General features: G+C 68.3%; 21 protein-coding genes. 11 read left to right on the top strand and 10 right to left on the bottom strand.

The window, feature by feature from the left end; translation table 11 throughout:
- Nucleotides 1–54: 54 nt before the first annotated feature.
- The 8 genes from LDL21_RS04325 to cofD all read right to left on the bottom strand — a co-directional run bounded on the left by LDL21_RS04325 (nt 55) and on the right by cofD (nt 6,744).
- Nucleotides 55–1,212, bottom strand: coding sequence for an alkane 1-monooxygenase (locus LDL21_RS04325; protein WP_225278881.1), 1,158 nt, complete (start codon nt 1,210–1,212; stop codon nt 55–57).
- A 153-nt stretch (nt 1,213–1,365) separates the two neighbouring features.
- The gene (locus LDL21_RS04320; RefSeq protein WP_225279229.1) at nt 1,366–1,914 is read right to left on the bottom strand and encodes a TetR/AcrR family transcriptional regulator; all 549 of its coding nucleotides are present in this window, start codon (nt 1,912–1,914) and stop codon (nt 1,366–1,368) included.
- Nucleotides 1,915–1,991: 77 nt separating this feature from the next.
- The gene (locus tag LDL21_RS04315) at nt 1,992–2,174 is read right to left on the bottom strand and encodes a rubredoxin (protein WP_181700258.1); all 183 of its coding nucleotides are present in this window, start codon (nt 2,172–2,174) and stop codon (nt 1,992–1,994) included.
- Nucleotides 2,171–2,344, bottom strand: coding sequence for a rubredoxin (locus LDL21_RS04310; RefSeq protein WP_225278880.1), 174 nt, complete (start codon nt 2,342–2,344; stop codon nt 2,171–2,173). Before LDL21_RS04310 ends, LDL21_RS04315 begins: the two co-directional genes overlap by 4 nt.
- Entirely contained in the window at nt 2,341–3,573 is a 1,233-nt protein-coding gene (locus tag LDL21_RS04305) for an alkane 1-monooxygenase (protein WP_225278879.1), read from the bottom strand. The genes LDL21_RS04310 and LDL21_RS04305 overlap by 4 nt, the downstream gene beginning before the upstream one ends.
- Before the next feature lie 192 nt (nt 3,574–3,765).
- Entirely contained in the window at nt 3,766–4,287 is a 522-nt protein-coding gene (locus LDL21_RS04300; protein ID WP_225278878.1) for an NUDIX hydrolase, read from the bottom strand.
- A gap of 145 nt (nt 4,288–4,432) precedes the next feature.
- Nucleotides 4,433–5,779, bottom strand: a complete 1,347-nt coding sequence (locus LDL21_RS04295) for a coenzyme F420-0:L-glutamate ligase (protein WP_225278877.1) — start codon at nt 5,777–5,779, stop codon at nt 4,433–4,435.
- Nucleotides 5,776–6,744: a 2-phospho-L-lactate transferase gene (gene cofD, locus LDL21_RS04290; RefSeq protein ID WP_181700323.1), complete on the bottom strand. Its 969-nt coding sequence runs from the start codon at nt 6,742–6,744 to the stop codon at nt 5,776–5,778. Before cofD ends, LDL21_RS04295 begins: the two co-directional genes overlap by 4 nt.
- 515 nt (nt 6,745–7,259) lie before the next feature.
- On the opposite strand from cofD, the gene LDL21_RS04285 reads away from it, so the two are divergent.
- The 8 genes from LDL21_RS04285 (at nt 7,260) to LDL21_RS04250 (ending at nt 14,998) form a co-directional block, all read left to right on the top strand.
- Nucleotides 7,260–7,493, top strand: coding sequence for a WhiB family transcriptional regulator (locus tag LDL21_RS04285; protein WP_133733920.1), 234 nt, complete (start codon nt 7,260–7,262; stop codon nt 7,491–7,493).
- A 114-nt stretch (nt 7,494–7,607) separates the two neighbouring features.
- A complete protein-coding gene (locus LDL21_RS04280; RefSeq protein WP_201449895.1) occupies nt 7,608–8,090 on the top strand; it encodes a metallopeptidase family protein in 483 nt (160 codons plus the stop codon).
- Nucleotides 8,091–8,175: 85 nt separating this feature from the next.
- Complete coding sequence (locus tag LDL21_RS04275) at nt 8,176–8,550, top strand: DUF3499 domain-containing protein (protein WP_225279228.1); 375 nt, start codon at nt 8,176–8,178, stop codon at nt 8,548–8,550.
- A gap of 350 nt (nt 8,551–8,900) precedes the next feature.
- Nucleotides 8,901–10,280, top strand: a complete 1,380-nt coding sequence (locus LDL21_RS04270) for a phosphomannomutase/phosphoglucomutase (protein ID WP_225278876.1) — start codon at nt 8,901–8,903, stop codon at nt 10,278–10,280.
- Between the two features lie 274 nt (nt 10,281–10,554).
- A complete protein-coding gene (locus LDL21_RS04265) occupies nt 10,555–11,775 on the top strand; it encodes an amino acid adenylation domain-containing protein (RefSeq protein WP_225278875.1) in 1,221 nt (406 codons plus the stop codon).
- Nucleotides 11,775–12,995 (top strand): mannose-6-phosphate isomerase, class I, encoded by a 1,221-nt coding sequence (gene manA, locus LDL21_RS04260; RefSeq protein WP_225278874.1) that lies wholly within the window; start codon nt 11,775–11,777, stop codon nt 12,993–12,995. Before LDL21_RS04265 ends, manA begins: the two co-directional genes overlap by 1 nt.
- 82 nt (nt 12,996–13,077) lie before the next feature.
- A complete protein-coding gene (locus LDL21_RS04255) occupies nt 13,078–13,995 on the top strand; it encodes a cation diffusion facilitator family transporter (protein WP_225278873.1) in 918 nt (305 codons plus the stop codon).
- Nucleotides 13,996–14,050: 55 nt separating this feature from the next.
- The gene (locus LDL21_RS04250; protein WP_225278872.1) at nt 14,051–14,998 is read left to right on the top strand and encodes a cation diffusion facilitator family transporter; all 948 of its coding nucleotides are present in this window, start codon (nt 14,051–14,053) and stop codon (nt 14,996–14,998) included.
- On the opposite strand, the gene LDL21_RS04245 is transcribed toward LDL21_RS04250, so the two are convergent.
- A complete protein-coding gene (locus LDL21_RS04245; protein WP_225278871.1) occupies nt 14,989–16,458 on the bottom strand; it encodes a phytoene desaturase family protein in 1,470 nt (489 codons plus the stop codon). The genes LDL21_RS04250 and LDL21_RS04245 overlap by 10 nt on opposite strands.
- Before the next feature lie 196 nt (nt 16,459–16,654).
- Between LDL21_RS04245 and LDL21_RS04240 the strand changes: the two genes are divergently transcribed.
- Nucleotides 16,655–16,870 carry a DUF4287 domain-containing protein gene (locus LDL21_RS04240; protein ID WP_225278870.1) on the top strand — a complete coding sequence of 72 codons (216 nt, stop codon included), beginning with the start codon at nt 16,655–16,657 and terminating at the stop codon, nt 16,868–16,870.
- Nucleotides 16,871–16,920: 50 nt separating this feature from the next.
- Here the strand turns inward: LDL21_RS04240 and LDL21_RS04235 are convergent, their stop codons facing one another.
- Nucleotides 16,921–18,294: a cation:dicarboxylate symporter family transporter gene (locus LDL21_RS04235; protein ID WP_225278869.1), complete on the bottom strand. Its 1,374-nt coding sequence runs from the start codon at nt 18,292–18,294 to the stop codon at nt 16,921–16,923.
- Nucleotides 18,295–18,388: 94 nt separating this feature from the next.
- Between LDL21_RS04235 and LDL21_RS04230 the strand changes: the two genes are divergently transcribed.
- Both LDL21_RS04230 and LDL21_RS04225 read left to right on the top strand, forming a co-directional pair.
- Nucleotides 18,389–19,942: an ATP-binding protein gene (locus tag LDL21_RS04230; protein ID WP_225278868.1), complete on the top strand. Its 1,554-nt coding sequence runs from the start codon at nt 18,389–18,391 to the stop codon at nt 19,940–19,942.
- Entirely contained in the window at nt 19,939–20,637 is a 699-nt protein-coding gene (locus LDL21_RS04225; protein WP_067491360.1) for a response regulator, read from the top strand. The genes LDL21_RS04230 and LDL21_RS04225 overlap by 4 nt, the downstream gene beginning before the upstream one ends.

The raw sequence follows: 20,637 nt of genomic DNA, 5'->3' as shown, positions 1-20,637 counted from the left end.
AGGCAAGGCTACCGTCTGCGGCCGCCCCTGTTCCCGCCTCCGCCCAGGTCGGAGTCAGGCGGCCGCGCGGTATCTGGCCAGCAACCGTCGCTGTTTGACCGGCGCCACGTTCGCCAGGCTGAGATCGCCGCCGTAATGGGCGGCCACCCGCGGGTCCATCACCGCACGCCACAGGGGTGGGACGGCCGCCAGCAGGATCATGGTCGCGTATCCGGCCGGCAGCTGCGGTGACTCACTGGTGCTGCGCAGGGTCTGGTAGCGGCGGCCGGGGTTGGCGTGGTGGTCGCTGTGACGCTGCAGATGGAACAGGAAGATGTTGGTGACCAGGCGATCGGAGTTCCAGCTGTCGCGCGGGGAGCAGCGTTCGTAGCGCCCGTTGGGCTTGCGCGCGCGCAGCAGTCCGTAGTGCTCGACGTAGTTGACGGTCTCGAGCAGCATCACTCCGATCACCGCCTGCAGCGCCAGCCAGGGCACGATCGCGAGCCCGAAGACCAGCACCAGCGAACCGAACAGCAGCACCGACATCGACCACGCCTGCAGGATCTGATTGCCGGGGTTCCACCAGCGCAGACCCTTCCTGGCCAGGCGTGCGCGCTCCAGCTGCACGGCCGAGCGGAAGCCACCGATCACGCTGCGCGGCAAGAAATCCCACAATGACTCACCCATGCGGGCACTCGCCGGATCCTCGGGTGTCGCGACCCGCGCGTGATGGCCGCGGTTGTGTTCGACGAAGAAGTGGCCGTACCCCGACTGGGCGAGCGCGATCTTCGACAGCAATCTTTCAGCACGCTCCACCCGGTGGCCCAACTCGTGGGCGGCGTTGATGCCGATGCCGCTGACGAAGCCGACCGTGGCGGCCAGACCGAGCTTGTCGACGACATCGAGGTCGCTGCCCGCCCACATCGCGCAGGCCAGCAGCAGGCCGATGAGCTGGATGGGCAGGAACAGATAGGTGCACCAGCGGTAGTAGCGGTCCCGCGAGAGCGCTTCGTAATCCTCGTCGCGCGGGTTGTTGCCGTCCTCGCCGACGATCCAGTCCAGGACGGGAATCGCGATCAGCACGATCACGGGGCCGATCCACCAGAACGCTTCGGCGCCGGTGCGGTATACGAGCTGGGAGGGCAGCAGCGCGCACGCCGGCGCGATCAGCCCGAGAGCCCAGAGATACCGTTTGGGATCACGAAAACCCCCCGGTTTGCCAACCGTTTGCACACCCGCTCCGCTACAAAAAGACCAACTGCCGACGGATGTGAATACTGACAGACCAGGGGCACGTTACACAGCGGCCGCTCCTCAAACGTGGTGATGGTTACATCACCGCGAATAAGAGCAGATCACCCCTTATAGTGATCCGTCCCACTCTGTCTAGGGGCGGATACCGCGTGCCTGAACAATCGCCTCCACATAGGGACTCAGCAACGCGGCCATCTCGGCGGGTGCGTCGCGTTCGGGGACCGGCGGATTGGGGATGTAACTCAGCGCGATGCGCACCAGCGCGTGCGCGAGGATATCGGCCTCGGTCTCGGTGGCGTTCACCCAGCTGTGCTGGAAGACGTCGGCCAGGCGTGCCGTGGCGTGTTCGAGCAGGGGGCCCGCGTCGAGGGTGATGAGCCGCAGCAGATCAGGCTTCATCTCCCCGGCGAGCAGCGAGCGGACCAGCGGGTCGGCCGCAGCGGCGAAGAAGAAGCCGGTCATGCCGTCGCGGATGGCCTCGTGCGCATCGCCGACGTGCCGGTGGATCGCGTCACGCACCTGGTCGACGAGGGAGTCGGCCAGGCGCAGCGCGTAGGACTGGGAAAGGCCCGCGCGCGACCCGAACTCGTTGTAGAGCGTCTGCCTGCTCACCCCGGCCCTGGCGGCGACGTCACCGAGGGTGATCTTGGACCAGTCCCGTTCGGTGAGCAGCTCGCGCATGGAGTCCAGGACCGAGGTACGCAGCAGTTCGCGCGCGGCCTCCTGGTACGGCGGGCGCGCACCCTGGCGCGCCGCGCTCACGAACGTTCGATCTCGACCATGAAGAAATCGGATTTGCGGGCGCCGCAGTCCGGGCAGGTCCAGTCGTCGGGGATGTCGTCCCACCGGGTGCCGGGGGCGATGCCGTCGTCGGGCCAGCCCTGCGCTTCGTCGTATTCGAATCCGCACTGGGCGCACTGGAAGAGCTTGTATTCGGTCATCGCGCTACTCCTACCGCCTCGAAATCGATCTTCTCCCGCACTCCGCAGTCGGGACAGCACCAGTCGTCGGGCACCGCCGACCATGAGGTGCCTGCCGGAAAACCCTCGCGGGGAGCGCCTTCGGCTTCGTCGTAGACATAATCACAGACGGGGCATTTGTACGCACTCATGGCGCCTCCGTTCCGTACTTCGCCAGCACCTGCTCGCGGCGCTTGGGTTCGATATTGGCCAAGGTGACATCGCCGCCGTAGTGCGCGAGCAGTCGCTTGTCCATCACCTTGCGCCAGATCGGCGGGAAGTAACTCAGCAGGATCATGCTGGCGTAACCGCTCGGCAGGTTCGGTGCGCCGTCCCAGCTGCGCAGCGTCTGGTAGCGACGGGTCGGGTAGGCGTGATGGTCGCTGTGGCGCTGCAGGTGGTAGAGGAAGATGTTGGTGACCAGGTGGTCGCTGTTCCAGCTGTGCTCGGGAGCGGGCCGCTCGTAGCGCCCGCTCGGTGTCTTCTGCCGGACCAGGCCGTAGTGCTCGAGGTAGTTCACCGACTCGAGCAGGCTGAAGCCGATCACCGCCTGCAGGATCAGGTACGGCAGCACCTCGATTCCGAAGGCCAGGATCAGCCCGAGCCACAGCACCACCGACATGGCCCAGGCGTTGAGCACGTCGTTGCGCAGCGTCCAGGGGCCCTTGTCCAGGCGGGCGAGCCGTTCCTTCTCGAGGTGCCAAGCCGAGCGCAGGCTGCCCCAGACGGTGCGCGGCCAGAAAGCCCAGAAGGACTCGCCGAGACGTGAACTGGCGGGGTCCTCCGGGGTGGCGACCCGCACGTGGTGACCACGGTTGTGCTCGATGTAGAAGTGCCCGTAGAACGATTGGGCCAGCGCGATACGCGAGAGCCAGCGCTCCAATTCGACCTTCTTGTGGCCCAATTCGTGCGCGGTGTTGATCCCGATGCCGCCGATCATGCCGACGCTGATCGCGATGCCGATCTTGTCGACCACATTGGCACCGCCGGGGAAGCCGAGCCAGTGCAGGTTGTCGGCGGTGATGATGTAGCAGGCGAAGATCAGCGAGGCGTACTGGAACGGCAGGTAGAGGTAGGTCAGGTAGCGGTAGTACTTGTCGTTCTCCAGCTGTTCCATGACCTCGTCGGGCGGGTTGTCGCCGTCCGGGCCGAAGAACAGGTCGGCCAGCGGGATCACGATGTAGACCAGCACCGGGCCGAGCCAGAACGGCACTTCGGCCAGGCGGTGCCAGCCGAGCTGGTTGAGGCCCCAGATCATGGGGATCGCGATCGTGAACAGTCCGGTGGGAGCGAACAGGCCCCACAGCCACAGGTATCGCTTGGAATCGCGCCATTGCGGCGGCGCTGCCGTCCGTTCGGACGGGTTGGCGTCGGTGGACATCGTTGTCTCCATCCTGAGGCACATCTCACACATGTGATGTGCGTAACTCTCTGTCACAGACGATAGGCCTCACCTCCGGTCGATGTCTAGACAAATTTGCGAATTTGTAAAGCAGATAACGGGGAGATAACGGAAATGGCGGCCGCCCCCCCTCCGGGGGGGCCCCCGCCACGATCGCCGGTCAGCGAGGGGTCAGCCTTTCAGCGCCACGTCGGCGCCAGGTGGTAGCCCGTCGACCGGCCACCACCGCAGATCGGTGGATTCGGAGCTGCGCACCGGTACCGCCCCGGGCGGGGCGACGACCTCGAACAACAGGTCGAGATGACGCGTCGGCACACCGAGCGAACAGGTGATCGGATGCGCCTGCGCGCCGTACAGACCGGGCATCAGCGACAGGTCGGGGATGCCGGATTCCTCGACCGCCTCGCGCAGCGCGGCGTCGGCGACGGTGTCGTCACCGGGCTCGCAGTGGCCGCCGAGCTGGATCCAGCGACCCACGCGCGGGTGCAGGGTGAGCAGCACTTCGCGGCGGTCGTGCGACAACACGATCGCCGAGGCGGTGATGTGGCCGGGCGCGTGTTCACGCAGACAGCCGCGCGGCGCGGACCCGAGAAATGCCAGCATCGCTTCGCGCAGTGAGGAATCCGCGTCGGTCGGTGGTTTCCAGGAGGTGAGGAGGTCGGTCGCGGAGGCGTGCAGGGATTCGGCGCTCATGACGGCGTCTCCGCACCGGCCCGGCGCCACATCGAGCCGGCGGCATCTGAATGCACCGAGCGGCGCGCCGCCCCCACACGGCTCACAGTTCGACCCGACACGGGACGGCGTCGCCGACCGTGTCCGCACGCGGTCGCTGTGCGGTTCACAGTTCGACCAGACCGGGGCCGGGGTCGCCGACCGTCCGGGGCTCGGGTGTCTCCTGCGGATGGCCGACCGCAATGGCGCCCAACGGGTTCCAGTCTCCGGGGAGTCCGAGGACCTCGCGGGTCACCTCCGGTGCGAAGATCGTCGAGCCGATCCAGCAGCTGCCGAGACCGTCGGCGGCCAGCGCCACGAGCAGACCCTGCACGGCAGCGCCGACGGCAACGGTGAACATCGTCTGCTCGGCCGCCTGGCGACGCGCGTCCGGGTAGTCGTGCGCACCGTCGGGCACGCAGAACGGGATCACGACCTCCGGCGCGTCGGCCAGGATCTGCCCGCGCGCGACGCGACGTTCGATCCGCTCCGGGTCGAGCCCGTCGGCCGCGAGATCGGCACGCCACTTGTCGGCCATGGCGGAAAGCAGCCGGGCACGCACTTCGCGATCACGCAACCAGACGAAGCGCACCGGCCGGGTGTGGTGCGGAGCCGGGGCGGTGAGACCGGCGGCGACCGCGGCCCTGAGCCGTTCCGGGTCGACCGGCTCGTCGCTGAACGCGCGCACCGAACGACGAAGCGGCACAGCCTGTTTGCGGCCGAGTTCGATCGCCTCGGCGGTGCCGAGCCAGAACAGGTCGTCCACCCCGCCACGCAGCAGCGCCGCCGCGGTGGAACCGTCGTCGACGGTCGGCAGGCCGCGCACCACCGCGATCGGCACCGCGCCGAGCTTGCCCTTCACCAGGTCGGCGGCGGCGGCCAGTTCGTCGGCGACGGCCACCTGGGTGACCTGCAGTTCGTTGCCCTGCCCGTCGACCGCACCCGCGTAGTCGTGCAGCACGCGCAGGCCGGCCGAGCCGATGGCCGCGTCGATCTGGCCGTTGCGCCAGGCGCGGCCCATCGTGTCGGTGACGACCACGGCCACGTCGACGCCGAGCCGCTGGGCGACGGCCGTGCGCAGCGCTTTGGCGCTGGCGTCGGGATCCACCGGGAGCAGCACCAATTCGCCCTCGGCGACATTGGAGCCGTCGACACCGGAGGCGGCCTGCACGATGCCGAGCCGGTTCTCGGTGATGAGGGTGCGGCCCTTGCGCGCGAGCACCCGCACCGCCTCGGCGTCGACCAGCTCGCGGCGGGCGGTGTCGCGTTCCTCGGGGTCGGTCGGGGCGGCGACGATGCGGCCCTCGGCCTTGGACACGATCTTGCTCGTCACCACGAGGATGTCGCCGTCGGCGAGCCAGGGCGCCTGTGCCACAAGGTGTTCGGCGATGTCGTCGCCGGGCCGGAACTCCGGCAGCCCGGTGACCGGCAGGATCCGCAGTTCCCCCGCCGCGTGGTCGGTCGGCGAGTTCACGCCTTCACCCCCGCCAGTTCCAGTGCGGCGCGGGCCATCTCGGCCGTCGCCTCGGGATCGGACATGAGCAGCGGCACGCTGCGCACCTCCACACCGGGCACCTCGGCGGTGTCGGTGGAGTGGACGAGCCAACCGTCGAGGATGCCGGTGGCCGAGCGGGCGCCGTAATGCCTGCCGACTCCTTCGGCCGTCGAATCCACCCCGATCACCTTCAGGCACTCATCGGCCATGCCGCGCAACGGCTTTCCGTCGATCACCGGAGACAGGCCGACGACCTTGGCTTCGGTGGTGCGCAACGCGCCGCGGATACCGGGCACGGCGAGGATCGATCCGATGCTCACGACGGGGTTCGAGGGGGCGAGCAACACGGCGTCAGCCGAGGCTATGATATCGGTCACATTTGGTGCGGGAGAGGCTTGTTCGGCGCCGATGGAGGCAAATCCGTGTGTCGGAAGCGCCGCGCGGTACCGCACCCACCATTCCTGGAAGTGGATCGCGCGACGTTCGCCAGCATTGTCGGGATCGCTGACCACCACGTGGGTTTCGCAGCGGTCGTCGGTTGCCGGAATGAGTTTCACGCCCGGCTGCCACCGATTACACAGCGCTTCGGTGACCGCGGACAGCGGAAATCCGGCGCGCAACATCTCGGTGCGAATGAGGTGAGTGGCGATATCGCGATCGCCGAGCCCGAACCAATCGGGTTTGGCGTTGTATTTCGCCAGTTCCTCCTTGGCGTGCCAGGTCTCGTTCGCGTGGCCCCAGCCACGTTCGGGATCGATGCCACCACCGAGGGTGTACATGCAGGTGTCGAGGTCGGGACAGATGCGGAGGCCGTGCATCCAGACGTCGTCACCGACGTTGACGATGGCCGAGATATCAGCGTCGGGCAGCAGTTGCCTGACACCAAGGAGGAACCGTGCACCCCCGACACCACCGACGAGAACGGCGATCTTGGGCTCGCGCACCGCGTGTTGTGCAGTCACAGGGACACAGCCTAAGTGGTGCCGGTTGCCGGGTTGTTTCCCCGTGCTGAAGAACAAAGTTGCTGGTCATTTGCCACGGCACATAACAAGATCAACACGAAAGGCGGGTCCGGAGTGTAACGGAAGGGTGACGGCGGGTTGACCACCGGCAAGTGCGGCGTGTCTAATCACAGACATGTCATTCCGGTCACCGCGAGAAGACATAGCGCGGGGGCGTTTGCGAGAGGGTGCCGGCGCGCCGGAAGGCAGGCTCGGGGAAGCCCGCGAGACTACGTCGCGGTGTTGGGCCGTCGGGGTTCTAGTTGGTCCGACGGAAATCATTCTGCGCTAACACATAGTGAGGAGGCGGAACGATGACCGAAAACCTGGTCTCGCCGACCGATTCCACAGCAGGCGCAGCTAACGCTGTCTGCGCTGAAACGAGCTGGCCGGAACCGGACGCGGCAAGCGAAGTCGCGGCCCCCCGGCTGAGTCTGGTCGTCACGGGCTTCGACGAAATGTTCGAGTCGATCGAAGAGCAGTGGCAGGAACGTGCCCTCTGCGCTCAGACCGACCCCGAGGCGTTCTTCCCCGAGAAGGGCGGCTCGACCCGTGAGGCCAAGCGCATCTGCTTGGGCTGTGAAGTGCGTGACCAGTGCCTGGAATACGCGCTGGCGCATGACGAACGTTTCGGCATCTGGGGCGGTCTCTCGGAACGAGAGCGTCGCAGGCTGAAGCGCGGAATCGGATAAGTGACTGTTCGAAAGTAGACTCTCCAGGCCTGGCCCGGAGCCACGCAGGCGCAGTACGTCGGTGTCTCCGGGCGAACGCCCGTTTACCGGTCAGGCGAGAGAGGCGAAGTACCCATGGCACGTTCCCGGCGACATCTTCCGGCGCCGACCGCTCGTTCGGTGACCCGCCGCGGTCGCGGTGTCCGTGGCCCCATGCTCCCGCCGACGGTGCCCGCCTGGCGCACGCGCGGCCAGAAATTCGACCGGCTGGTGCTCGAGGCCTTCGCACCGCTGGACACCCGCTGGCACGACCGGCTGACCAAACTCGACATCGCCGTCGACGATGTGCCGAAAATCCGTCCACTGCATCCTGATTCGGTCACCTGGCCGGACGAGGTCGTCGCCGACGGCCCGGTCCCGCTGTCGCGGCTCATCCCCGCGGGGGTCGACCGTCACGGTGCCGCCACCCGCGCGCGCGTGGTGCTCTTCCGTAAGCCGCTCGAGCTGCGCGCCGCCGATCCCGACGATCTCGTCGAGCTGTTGCGCGAGGTTCTCGTGCAACAGATCGCGACCTACTTGGGTGTCGATCCCGACCTGATCGACCCCGAACCGGAGTAGCGGCGCGCGAGAACGACGCCCTTGTCACCGCGTGTCCGTATCCACTTTTGTGGGCGGGAGGGTTAATCTCGACGTCGTGATCCCTATGCGTCGTTGCTGCCGACCCGGCTGCAAGAACCCGGCTGTAGCGACGCTGACGTATGTGTACTCCGACTCGACCGCCGTCGTCGGACCCCTGGCCACCGTCGCCGAACCGCATTCCTGGGATCTGTGCGAAACCCACGCCTGCCGCATCACCGCCCCCAAGGGCTGGGAACTGGTGCGCCACGAAGGCGGCTTCTCCTCCAGCACCCCCGACGACGACGATCTCACCGCCCTGGCCGAAGCCGTTCGCGAAGCAGGCCTACGCCGCCGCCCCGCCGAACCCGACCAGCCCGGCTACCGCGACACCTCCACCCCGGCTCCCCGCCAAACCCGCACCGGCCGCCGCGGCCACCTACGAGTCCTCCCCGACCCATAGCTGTCCCGCCTCCCCGGGTCTTTTGGCCAGACTCGTGCGCGGAGAGACCTGCGTTGGCGGCCAGACTCCCGTGCCGGGTCACCGGAGCCCGTACCCGGGGAGTTACCCATGTGCTTGCGCGATCCGGCGTTGCGGCTCCGGGCCACGTGCCGCTCGGTTTGCCGCCCACGCCTCCTTCCCCCACACCTGAGTCCGACCAAAAGTTCCGCGGGCAGCAGGTGAGCACATGGGTAACTCACCGGGCACGGGCAAACCCGACACCCCACCCAAGTCTGGCCGCCAACGACACCTCCCCCGCGCCTGAGTCTGGCCAAAAGTCCCGGGGAGGCGGATCGGCTAGGCTTTGCGGCATGACGACCCTCGCGCGCTCTGGCGAACTCGTGAACGCCGTGATCAAGGCTTATGACGTCCGCGGGGTGGTGGGCGAGCAGATCGACGCCGGGTTCGTGCGCGATGTGGGTGCCTCGTTCGCCCGGTTGATGCGTGCCGAAGGCGCCGAGCGCGTGGTCATCGGCCACGACATGCGTGAGTCTTCCCCCGAGCTGGCCGAGGCGTTCGCCCAGGGCGTGCAGGGTCAGGGCCTGGATGTGGTGCACATCGGGCTCGCCTCCACCGATCAGCTGTACTTCGCTTCCGGCAGGCTCGGTTGTCCGGGCGCCATGTTCACCGCCAGCCACAACCCGGCCAAATACAACGGCATCAAGCTGTGCCGGGCCAACGCGCTGCCGGTCGGTCAGGACAGCGGTCTCGCCACCATCGCGGCCGAAGTCGTGTCGGGTGTGCCCGCCTACGACGGTGCGCCCGGTTCCGCCTCGACCGTCGATCTGCTCGCCGACTACGCGAGCTTCCTGCGCGAGCTCGTGGATCTCGACGAGGTCCGTCCGCTCACCATCGCGGTCGACGCGGGCAACGGCATGGGCGGGCACACCGTCCCCGCTGTGCTCGGAACGCTCGGGCCCGTCACCATCGTGCCGCTGTACTTCGAGCTCGACGGCTCCTTCCCCAACCACGAGGCCAACCCGCTCGATCCGAAGAACCTCGTCGACCTGCAGGCGCTGGTGCGCTCGAGCGGTGCCGACATCGGTCTGGCCTTCGACGGTGACGCCGACCGGTGCTTCGTCGTCGACGAACGGGGCGAGCCGGTGTCGCCGTCGGCGATCACGGCTTTGGTCGCGCAGCGGGAGCTGGCCAAGGAGCCGGGGTCGACCGTCATCCACAACCTCATCACCTCCCGTGCGGTGCCCGAGCTGGTCGAGGAACTCGGCGGCAAGCCGGTGCGCACCCGGGTCGGCCATTCCTTTATCAAGCAGGAGATGGCCGCCACCGGCGCGGTGTTCGGTGGCGAGCACTCCGCGCACTACTACTTCCGCGATTTCTGGGGTGCCGACTCGGGCATGCTCGCCGCGCTGCACGTACTCGCCGCACTCGGTGAGGGCGACCGGCCGGTGTCGGAACTGATGGCCGCCTACGACGTGTACGCGGCCTCGGGCGAGATCAACTCGACCGTCGCCGACGCCGCCGATCGCACCGCCGCCGTGCTCGCGGCCTTCGCCGACCGCACCGTGTCGGTGGACCGCCTCGACGGCGTCACCGTCGACCTGGGCGACCACGCCTGGTTCAACCTGCGCGCCTCCAACACCGAACCCCTGCTCCGACTCAACGTCGAGGCCGGATCGCAGACCGAAGTAAACGCACTCGTGACCGAGATCCTGAGCATCGTCCGCGCCTGACTGGGAACATGGAAACCAGGATGCGGAACCACATGATCGGGGACCGGCCGAACGAGTACAACGGCTCTGTTCGATACCGAGATCCTGAGCATCGTCCGCGCCTGACTGGGAACATGGAAACCAGGATGCGGAACCACATGATCGGGGACCGGCCGAACGAGTACAACGGCTCTGTTCGATACCGAGATCCTGAGCATCGTCCGCGCCTGACCGGGAACATGGAAACCAGACGGCCGTGGAGCACACAGCGCGATGAGGGGAGGTGGACTCGGCGATGATCGCTGGAACACCGGTTTTCGACCTCGATGATGCCGCGTCGCTCGAGGCGGCCGACACGGGCGGCTTCTTACGATCGGCGGCCTCGGGCGGTGCCCAGGTGCGGGCCACCGCCGCCGCGGTCGCCGAGACCTCACTGATCGAACGTCTGTCGCAATTGCGGCCGCGCAGCCTGGTGCTCGTCACCGGATCGGGGCGCGCCGCCCGGGCAGCCGGACTGCTGGTCGCCACCCTCGGTGACCGTGCCGGACTGCCGATCGTGCCCGTCACCGCGCTGCCGCCGTGGGTCGGGCCGCTGGACGTGGTGCTCGTCGCCGGTGACGACGCCGGCGACCCACGCCTGATCGACGCCGTCGACCGGGCCGTGCGGCGCAGCGCCGAAGTCGTGATCGCCGCCCCCAACGAGGGCCCGCTGCGGGCGGTCGCCGCCGGTCGCGCGATCGTCCTCGAACCCCGCGTGCCCGTGCTCGACCACAACCGGTTGCTGCGTTTCCTCGCCGTCGGTATCGCGGTGCTGCGCGGTGTCGACGCCCAGCGCAGTGTCCCCGCCACCCCCGAGCTGACCGCGCTCGCCGACGTGCTCGACGCCGAGGCCCTGCGCGACGGACCGCACAACGAGGTGTTCCACAACCCGGCCAAAACCCTCGCGACCCGCATGCACGGCGTCGGCGTCGTCCTGGCAGGCGACTCCCCCGCCGCGGTCGAACTGGCCGGGCACGGCACCGAGGTGCTACTGCAGTCGGCGGGCAAGCTGGCCTCGGCCGCGGATCTGGCCGACACCGTCGCCGCCGTGGGCAGGCTCGCCCAGGCGGCCGGTGGCGCCGCGCCCGGTTTCGATCCGCTGTTCCACGACGAGGAACTCGACGGTCCGGCACCGGTCGACCGGGTGCGTGTGCTCGCCCTCAGCGTGCACCCCGATCAGGCGGCCGCGCGCCGCAAGCTTGCCGTGTTCGAGGGCGCGGGAGGTGGGCTCGTCGACGCCGATCTCGTGCACGCCGATGTCGACGTACTCCAGTCCCAGCTCGCCGAACCCGGGTCGGAGCCTTCGGCCGAGAGTGCGACCGCCACGTCCGCCGCAGGGGGTGGGCACGGCAGTGAGCTCGTGCAACTGGCGGTGCTCGCACTGCGGCTCGACATGGCCGCGGCCTACCTTCGCCTCGGCTCGCACGGTGCGGCCGCGAGCGACCAGGACCGATATCACGACGGGGGACGCTACTAGTGCAGGAACTCGTTGGTGCGCTGCGTTCTTACGCATGGGGATCGCGCACCGCGCTCGCTCGGTTGTGTGGCAGGCCGGTGCCCTCGGCGCATCCGGAGGCCGAACTGTGGTTCGGCGCGCACCCCGCCGACCCCGCGCACGTGAAGTCCAACGGCAGCTCGCGCTCGCTGCTCGACGTACTGGCCGCCGATCCGGTGCGCGAATTGGGCCCGGTGGCCGAGGGTTTCGGTCCTCGGCTGCCGTTCCTGTTGAAGATCCTCGCGGCGGAGGAACCGCTGTCGCTGCAGGCGCATCCGAGTTCGGCGCAGGCGCTTGCCGGTTTCCAGCGGGAGAACCGGGTGGGTGTGCCGCTCGACTCGCCGCTGCGCAACTACCGCGACGACAGCCACAAACCCGAACTGGTCGTCGCGCTGGAGCGTTTCGAGGCGCTGGCCGGTTTCCGCAACCCACAGCGCACGGTCGACCTGCTGCGCGCCCTGAACGTGCCCGGCCTCAGTGTGTACGCCGAACTGCTTGCCGCCCAACCCGATTCGGCCGGCCTGCGCACGCTGTTCACCACCTGGATCACCCTGCCGCCCGCCGCCCTTGCCACCCTGCTGCCCACGGTGCTCGAGGGCTGCGTGCGGTACCTGTCGGGCGCCGGACCGCGCGAGTTCACCGCCGAGGTTCGCACCGCGCTGGAACTGGCCGAGGTGTACCCCGGTGACGCGGGGGTGCTCGCCGCGCTGCTGCTCAACCGGCTCACCCTCGAACCGGGCCAGGGCCTGTTCCTCGCGGCTGGAAATCTGCACGCCTACCTGCGCGGCGTCGGCGTGGAGATCATGGCCAACTCCGACAATGTGCTGCGCGGCGGGCTCACCCCCAAGCATGTCGACGTGCCGGAGTTGCTGCGCGTGCTCGACTTCGAACCGATCGACCTGCCGGTGATCGAACCCGAACCCGGTCCCGACGGCAGCGTCCGCTACCAGACCCCGGCTCCCGAATTCGCGCTGTGCCGGTTCGATCTGGCGCCCGACGCCGAGCCCGTCGCCCTCGCCGACGCCGGACCCGGCATCGTGCTGTGCACTCACGGAACGATCGAATTGCGCCACGACGGGCGCGAACTCACCTTGGCGCCGGGCAGCGCCGCCTGGATCTCGGCGGCCGACACCGATATCCGCGCGCGTGCGCTCGGCGGTGCCGCGCAGCTGTTCAGCGCCTGCGTGGGCGACGGGAACTAGCGTCGGGGCGAACTTTTCGCGCCACTCCCCTTAGGCTGTTGCGAGCAAAGCGTGTTGGGCGAAGCGGGAGGACGGGGACAAGATGTCGGCTGGTGGCGGCAAGAAGGCGATCATCGCCGCATTGACGGCCAATGCGGGGATCGCGGTGGCCAAGTTCATCGGCGCGGCGATCACCGGATCGGCGTCGATGCTGGCCGAGGCGGTGCACTCGGTGGCCGACACCTCCAATCAGGGTCTGCTGCTGTTCGGTCAGCGTGCCGCGGCCAAGGACGCCGACGAACTGCACCAGTTCGGCTACGGGCGCAACCGGTACTTCTATTCGTTCGTCGTGGCGCTGGTGCTGTTCACCCTCGGCTCGGTGTACGCGATCTACGAGGGCATCCACAAGATCCAGCACCCAGAGGAATTGAGTCAGCCGATCGTCGCGATCGTCATCCTCGGTATCGCGATCGGCCTCGAGACGTTCAGTTTCATCACCGCGGTGCGCGAGTCGCGCCCGCTCAAGGGTGACGCCAGCTGGTGGCGGTTCATCCGCACCTCCCGCAGCCCGGAGCTGCCCGTGGTGCTGCTTGAGGACACCGGCGCCCTGATCGGCCTGATCCTGGCCTTCGGCGCGGTCGGACTCACCATGATCACCGACGATCCCGTCTACGACGGCATCGGCACCCTGTGCATCGGCGTGCTGCTCGGCATCATCGCGGTGGTGCTCATCATCGAGATGAAGAGCCTGCTCATCGGCGAGGGCGCCACCCCCGAACAGGATCGCGCCATTCGCGACAACCTGATCGACGGCGAGAAGATCACCTCCGTCATCCACCTCAAGTCCGAGTACATCGGTCCGGAGGAAATGCTCGTCGCCGCGAAGGTGGCCATCGCGCCCGGCCTCGGGATCTCCGATGTCGCCGACGCCATCGATGCCGCCGAGACGCGCGTGCGCACCGCGGTCCCGTTCGCCCGCCTGATCTACCTCGAGCCCGACCTGTACCGACAGGCGAAGTAGACACGGCCCCCGGGTCGGGGTGCATGCGTCGGCAAGGACGGTAGCGTGCCCCGGTATGGCTGCTGAAGGTGGAGACAGCAAGATCGCGATCCTGGCCGCGCTCGGCGCGAACGCCGGGATCATGGTCGCGAAGTTCATCGGTGCGTTCATCACGGGCTCGTCGTCCATGCTGGCCGAAGCCGTGCACTCGGTCGCCGACACCGGCAACGAAGCGCTGCTGCTCGTCGGCCGCAATCGAGCCGAGCAGGCGCCCGACGTGCTGCACCCCTTCGGTTACACGCGTAACCGGTACTTCTATTCGTTCGTCGTGGCGCTCGTGCTGTTCACGATGGGCTGCCTGTTCGCGCTGAACGAGGCGGTGCACAAGATCCGGTTCCCGCACGAACTCGAGTCGCCCGGGGTCGCGATCGGGATTCTGCTGGTGTCGATGCTGCTCGAGGGCTTCAGTTTCCGTACCGCGCGCCGGGAATCGGAGCCGTTGAAGGGCAAGCACTCCTGGTGGCATTTCATCCGCAACAGCCGCAATCCCGAGCTGCCGGTGGTGCTGCTCGAAGACTTGGGCGCGCTGGTCGGGTTGATGTTCGCGCTGGCCGGTGTCGGCCTGACGGTGCTCACCGGCAACGGGGTGTGGGACGGCATCGGCACGCTGCTCATCGGCCTGCTGCTCGGCTTCAACGCCATCGTGCTGATCGTGGAGACCAAGAGCCTGATCATCGGTGAAGGTGCCACCGCCGCCGAGGACCGGGCCATCCGCGACGCGCTGCTCGCGGATCCGCGCATCGTGCGGGTGCTTCGCCTGCAGACGCAGTACCTCGGCCCGGAGGACCTGCTGGTGAACGCCAAGATCGCCATGGAGCCCGAACTCGACATCAGCCGGGTGGGTGCCGCGATCGACGCCGCCGACGCCCGCATTCGCGACGCGGCACCGAGCGTGCGCACCGTCTATCTCGAGCCCGACGTGTTCCGGCCCGATAAGGCCGGCGCCACCGGCAGTCACCGATAGGCAGGTTCCTCGCCGCGCAACAGGTCGAGTGGATCGGTGACGATGCCGAACCGGGTGCGCAACATGTGGTGTGTCGCGTGTAGTCCGGACATGCCGTGCACGCCGGGGCCGGGGGACGTCGACGACGAACACAGGTAGGTGCCGGGAATCGGGGTGGCGTACGGGTTCCAGCGGGCCAGGGGCCGGAACACGGTCTGGCGCAGGGTCATCGCGCCCGCGGAGATATCGCCGCCGATGTAGTTGGCATTGTGGGCGGGCATGAACGCGGCGGGGCGCACGTGCTTGGCGAGGATGAGATCGCGGAAGCCGGGAGCGAAGCGTTCCACCTGGGCGATCACGTCCTCGCTGATATCGCGATCGGATCCGTTGGGGACGTGGGCATAGGTGTAGAAGGTGTGTTTGCCCTCGGGGGCGCGGGTGCTGTCGACGACGCCGGGCTGAATGGCGAGCACATACGGGCGGTCGGCGAATTGCCCTGCGGCGATCTGCTTTTCGGCATGCATCGCCTCGGCACGGGTACCGATCAGGTGCAGGGTGCCTGCCAGGTCGGCGCCGGGCGCGGTCCACGGCACCGGGCCCGACAGGGCGAAGTCGACCTTGCACGCCGCCCCGCCGTAGCGGAAACGGCCGAGGCTGTTGCGGTAGCGCTCGGGCAGGCGGTCGCCGGCGATGCGCAGCAGTTCGGCGGGTGAGGTGTCGAACAGGACGGCGCGGGCGGTGGCGAGTTCGGCGAAATCGTCGACGCGATGACCGGTGATCACCTCGCCGCCAAGGCGTTCCAGTTCGGCGATCAGCGCATCGGGGATGGCCTGGCTGCCGCCGCGCGGGATCACCCAGCCGCCCGCGTGGGCGAGGGTGCCGAGCAGCAGACCGGCGCCGACGGCGGGAATGGCGCGCGGCTGGGTGATGGCGTGGGTGGCCACCCCGGTGAGCATGGCGGGGGCCGCGTCCTCGTGAAAACGGTTGTTCCACAGCGGTGATGCCTGTTCGAGCACCCGCAGCCCGAATCGCACACCCGTCGGGACGTTCAGCGGCGGGTGCCGCAGGTCCGACATCGCCAGCTCGACCACCGCGGGCCAGTGTTCGACCAGCGGGGCGAACAGCGAACGCCAGGCCGGACCGTCACGTCCGAGATCGGCGACCGTGGATTCGAGATTGCGCCAGGCCAGCCCGGCGACACCGCCGTCGAGCGGGTGCGCGTAGGAGACGGTGGGGGCGAGCAGTTCCACACCGTGCGCGGCGAGGTCGAACGCACGGAAGAACGGTGACGCCAAGGCCATGGGGTGCGCGCCCGCGCACACATCGTGATGGAAGCCCGGCAGAGTCAGCTCGGCGGTGCGTGAACCACCACCCGGCTGATCCTGTGCCTCGAGCACCCGCACCGACAGCCCGGCGCGCGCGGCGATCACCGCCGCGGCGAGCCCGTTCGGCCCCGACCCGACCACTACGACTTCGGCCATCGCCGTCCCTTCGCCGACCGACTTTCTCTCCAACCTACGCGGCGAATCCGCGCCGGCGGGCGAGTGCCGCGTCACGTCCCGTGGCCGGCCCGGGGCCCGCCGGTGTGTCCGGTCCTCGGACGTGACGCCGCGCACACGGCGATGAATTCGAAAGGTGCGCGCCGTCTTCACCGGTAACGAGCACGAGGAGAGATTCATGGCAAACGCACCGCACGGCCCCGCGTCCTACTTCCCCACCATCGAGACCAAATACGGTCGGCCCGTGGACGAATGGCTGACGATGCTCGCCGCTACCGACGGCTCCCACAGCGTGCTGGTGGACTGGCTGAAATCCGAGCACGGCCTCGGGCACGGGCACGCGACCGCGCTGGTGCAGTTCCACCTCAACCCGGGGAAGTGGGCCCGCGCCTGAACATCGAGACGACGGACCGGCCCCGCGCGAGGTGGGGCCGGTCCACTGTTCTACTGCACAGCGATAGTGGCAGGCTCGGTCACGGGCTTGGGCTCGGTCTCGAGCTTGGGTTCGGGGGCGCCGTGATCGTCGTCGACCATGGTCTCCTCGTCGAAGGGGAGTTCGCGGTCGAGGACGCGGCGGGTGCGGTCGGCGTCGACAGTTTTGGTCCAGGTGCCGATGAGGAGGGTGGCGACCGCGTTGCCTGAGAAGTTGGTCAGCGCACGGGCTTCGGACATGAACCGGTCGATGCCGACGATCAGGCCCACACCGTCGAGGAGTTCGGGGCGGTGGCTCTGCAGACCGCCCGCGAGTGTTGCCAGGCCCGCACCGGTGACGCCCGCCGCGCCCTTGGACGCGATGATCATGAACAGCAGCAGGCCGATCTGCTCGCCGAGACTCAGCGGCTGACCGAGGGCGTCGGCGATGAAGATCGAGGCCATCGTCAGGTAGATGGCCGTGCCGTCGAGGTTGAACGAGTATCCGGTCGGCACGACGACACCGACCGTTGTCTTCTCCACACCGGCGTGCTCCATTTTCGCGATCAGCCGTGGCAAGGCCGACTCCGACGACGAGGTCGCCACGATCAGCAGGTACTCCCTGGCCAGGTACCGGCACAGCTTCAGGATCGATACACCCGAGACGATCCGCAGAACCGCGCCGAGCACACCGAAGACGAACACCAGGCAGGTCAGGTAGAACGCGATCATCAACGTCGCCAGCTCCACGACCGCCGACCAGCCCGTGCGCCCGACGACATTGGCGATCGCACCGAAGGCACCGATCGGCGCCAGCCACAGAATCATCGACAGGATCCGGAACACGAGCTGCTGCCCGAGCGACACCGCCCGCAGGATCGGCTCGCCCGCCGCTCCCATCGCCTGCACCGCGAATCCGACGAGCAGTGCGACGAACAGCGCCTGCAGCACGCTGCCCGCCGTCAGCGAGGACACCAGCGTGGTCGGCACGATGTTCTGGATGAAGTCCCAGGTACCACCCGCACCGTGGGCCTGCTCGGCGTACTTGGCGCCCGCACCGGGCTTGGCCTCGCCGAGTCCGGAGCCGGGTTCGATCAGGTTGCCGACCACCAGCCCGATACCGAGCGCGGCCGTCGACATGGCGAGGAAGTAGACGATGGCCAGGCCACCGACCTTGCCGACGGTGGCCGCCGCCCGCACCGAACCGATGCCGAGCACGATGGTGCAGAAGATGACCGGCGCGATCATCATCTTGATCAGATTCACGAACAGGGTGCCCAGCGGCGCCAGCGACTGACCGAACTCCGGTGCCAGCCTGCCGACGAGAATGCCCGCGAGCACCGCGATAATCACCGCGATGTACAGCCAGTGGGTATGGTCTCGTTTTCGCGCGCTGGTTGTGCTCATGGCAGCGAGCATGCACCGCTGGTGTGATCGCCGTCACGTTTGGTACATAACGTGCTTTAGGTACATAACGTTCAGTTCGAGGTCGGAGGGCAGGATGCGACGAGGACGACTGTCGCTTGCCGGACAGGCCTTCGTGTGGCAGCTGGTGGTGCTGGCGCTGATGATCGGCACGGGTACGGTGCTCGCCGTGCTCGACGCCAGACGCGACCACGATGTGGCCACCGAACTTCAGGTCAGGGATGTCGCCGTCTCGGTGGCCAGGGCGCCGTCGACGCTGGCGGCGGTGAGTTCGCCGTATCCGAGCGGGCTGCTGCAGCCGACCACCGAGCGGATCAGGGCCGATACCGGGATGGACTTCATCGTGGTGATGGCGCCGGACCGCACCCGCTACACCCACACGAATCCGGAGATGATCGGCAAGCCGTTCTCCGGCAGTATCGACCGGGCGCTGGCCGGGCAGACGTTCACCGAGACGTTCACCGGCACGCTCGGCCCGTCGATCCGGGCGGTGACGCCGGTCTACGACCGCGGCCGGGTGGTCGCGCTGGTGTCGGCGGGTGTCACCAGGGCCAGGATCGGCACCCAGGTGGCCTCGCAGCTGCCGCTGATCCTCGGGGTGAGCGCGGCGGGGCTCGCGCTGGCCGCGTTCTCCTCGTTCCTGCTCAGCAGGCGGTTGCGCAGGCAGACCCACGGCCTGGCGCCCGACGAACTGCGCGCGCTCTACGAGCACCACGACGCGGTGCTGCATTCGGTCCACGAGGGTCTTGTGGTGTTCGGCACCGGCCAGGGGCCCGCGGAGGTGGTGAACGATCAGGCGCGCACGCTGCTCGACCTGCCGCAGGGCCCGGTGTATCGCGACGACCTGCCCGTCTCGTTGCGCCAGGAGCGCCCGGGCGTGGTGCGCGACGAAACGCATGTGACCACCGACCGCGTGCTGCTGGTGAACCAGGACGTGGTGACCTGGGAGGGCGAGCAGATCGGCACTGTGCTCACCATCCGCGATCAGACCGAACTGCGCGCGGTGCTCGGCGAGCTCGACACGGTGCGCAATTTCGCCGAGTCGCTGCGTGCCCAGGCGCACGAGGCGGCCAACAAACTGCACACCGTGGTCACCATGGTCGAGCTCGGCAGGCCCGAAGAGGCGGTGGCCTTCGCGACCGACGAACTGGCGCTGTCGCAGGTGCTGATCGACCGGTTGCTGGCGGCCGTCGGTGACGCAGCCCTGGCGGCGCTGCTGCTCGGCAAGGTCGACCAGGCCGCCGAGCGCGGGGTGAGCCTGGCCATCAGCGAGGACACCGCGCTCGATTCCACCGACCCGCTCTCGGCGCAGGAAACCGTGACGCTGGTCGGCAACCTGGTCGACAACGCCATCGACGCGGCCGCGAGCACCATCGACAAGCGGGTCGAGGTGTCGGTGAGTCACCGCGACGGGCACCTGTGTGTGCGAGTCTCCGACAGCGGCCCCGGCATGTCGGCGCAGATGTTCGAGCGCGCCGCCGAACGCGGCTATACGACCAAATCCGATCATGCCGGCCTCGGTCTGGCACTCGTGCACCGTCTCGTCGATCGACACGGCGGTGCCATCACCACAACGGCCGCACCACACAGCGCGGTCACCGTCCGAATTCCGTTGAGGGAGAACCCATGATCCGCGTCCTGATCGTCGAGGACGAACCGTTGATCGCCCAGGCACACCGGGCCTATCTCGAACGGCTCGACGGGTTCGTCACCGGCGGCGTCGCCCATACCGGTCATGACGCGCTCAATCTCGCCGCGTCGGCGATCGCCGACGGCAATCCGTTCCACCTGGTGCTGATGGATATCGGGCTGCCCGACATCAACGGCCTGGAGGTGGCCGCCGCGCTCAACGGACTCTCCCCGCGTCCCGATGTCATCGCGATCACCTCGGCGCGCGAGCTGACCATGGTGCGCAGCGCCGTCGCCCACGGGGTGGTGCTGTATCTGCTCAAGCCGTTCACCTTCGCCGCCTTTCGCGAAAAGCTGGAACGCTACCGGGATTTCGACACCGCCCTGCCCGCGGGCGAAGCGGCGCTGTCGCAGTACGACATCGACCGCGCCCTCGGGGCGCTGCGCACCGCCGACCAGCGCGCGGGCGCCCCGAAGGGCGTTGTGCAGCACACCCTCGAGGAGGTGTCACGGGCGGTGCGCGCGGCCGAGGCGGGCATCACCGCCACCGATGCCGCCGCGGCCGTCGGCGTTTCTCGGATCACCGCGTGGCGGTATCTCGAGAAGCTCGCCGACGACGGCCTCGCGGAACGCCGGGCCGACTACGGCAGGGCCGGGCGCCCGAAAACCCGCTACCGCTGGCGGGTTTCGACCTAG

Source organism: Nocardia rosealba (assembly GCF_020216065.1).
GTDB classification, from domain to species: Bacteria; Actinomycetota; Actinomycetes; order Mycobacteriales; family Mycobacteriaceae; genus Nocardia; species Nocardia rosealba.
The sequence above is the reverse complement of the archived record's forward strand: the minus strand, read 5'-3'. Positions and strand labels throughout refer to the sequence as shown.

Excerpts from the sequence above, each read along its gene's own strand:
- LDL21_RS04320 (WP_225279229.1), bottom strand. The coding sequence starts at position 1,914 with ATGCGCGAGCTGCTCACCGAACGGGACTGGTCCAAGATCACCCTCGGT.
- LDL21_RS04315 (WP_181700258.1), bottom strand. The coding sequence starts at position 2,174 with ATGACCGAATACAAGCTCTTCCAGTGCGCCCAGTGCGGATTCGAATAC.
- LDL21_RS04310 (WP_225278880.1), bottom strand. The coding sequence starts at position 2,344 with ATGAGTGCGTACAAATGCCCCGTCTGTGATTATGTCTACGACGAAGCC.
- LDL21_RS04305 (WP_225278879.1), bottom strand. The coding sequence starts at position 3,573 with ATGTCCACCGACGCCAACCCGTCCGAACGGACGGCAGCGCCGCCGCAA.
- LDL21_RS04300 (WP_225278878.1), bottom strand. The coding sequence starts at position 4,287 with ATGAGCGCCGAATCCCTGCACGCCTCCGCGACCGACCTCCTCACCTCC.
- LDL21_RS04285 (WP_133733920.1), top strand. The coding sequence starts at position 7,260 with ATGTTCGAGTCGATCGAAGAGCAGTGGCAGGAACGTGCCCTCTGCGCT.
- LDL21_RS04280 (WP_201449895.1), top strand. The coding sequence starts at position 7,608 with ATGGCACGTTCCCGGCGACATCTTCCGGCGCCGACCGCTCGTTCGGTG.
- LDL21_RS04275 (WP_225279228.1), top strand. The coding sequence starts at position 8,176 with ATGCGTCGTTGCTGCCGACCCGGCTGCAAGAACCCGGCTGTAGCGACG.
- LDL21_RS04270 (WP_225278876.1), top strand. The coding sequence starts at position 8,901 with ATGACGACCCTCGCGCGCTCTGGCGAACTCGTGAACGCCGTGATCAAG.
- LDL21_RS04265 (WP_225278875.1), top strand. The coding sequence starts at position 10,555 with ATGATCGCTGGAACACCGGTTTTCGACCTCGATGATGCCGCGTCGCTC.
- LDL21_RS04255 (WP_225278873.1), top strand. The coding sequence starts at position 13,078 with ATGTCGGCTGGTGGCGGCAAGAAGGCGATCATCGCCGCATTGACGGCC.
- LDL21_RS04250 (WP_225278872.1), top strand. The coding sequence starts at position 14,051 with ATGGCTGCTGAAGGTGGAGACAGCAAGATCGCGATCCTGGCCGCGCTC.
- LDL21_RS04245 (WP_225278871.1), bottom strand. The coding sequence starts at position 16,458 with ATGGCCGAAGTCGTAGTGGTCGGGTCGGGGCCGAACGGGCTCGCCGCG.
- LDL21_RS04240 (WP_225278870.1), top strand. The coding sequence starts at position 16,655 with ATGGCAAACGCACCGCACGGCCCCGCGTCCTACTTCCCCACCATCGAG.
- LDL21_RS04235 (WP_225278869.1), bottom strand. The coding sequence starts at position 18,294 with ATGAGCACAACCAGCGCGCGAAAACGAGACCATACCCACTGGCTGTAC.
- LDL21_RS04230 (WP_225278868.1), top strand. The coding sequence starts at position 18,389 with ATGCGACGAGGACGACTGTCGCTTGCCGGACAGGCCTTCGTGTGGCAG.
- LDL21_RS04225 (WP_067491360.1), top strand. The coding sequence starts at position 19,939 with ATGATCCGCGTCCTGATCGTCGAGGACGAACCGTTGATCGCCCAGGCA.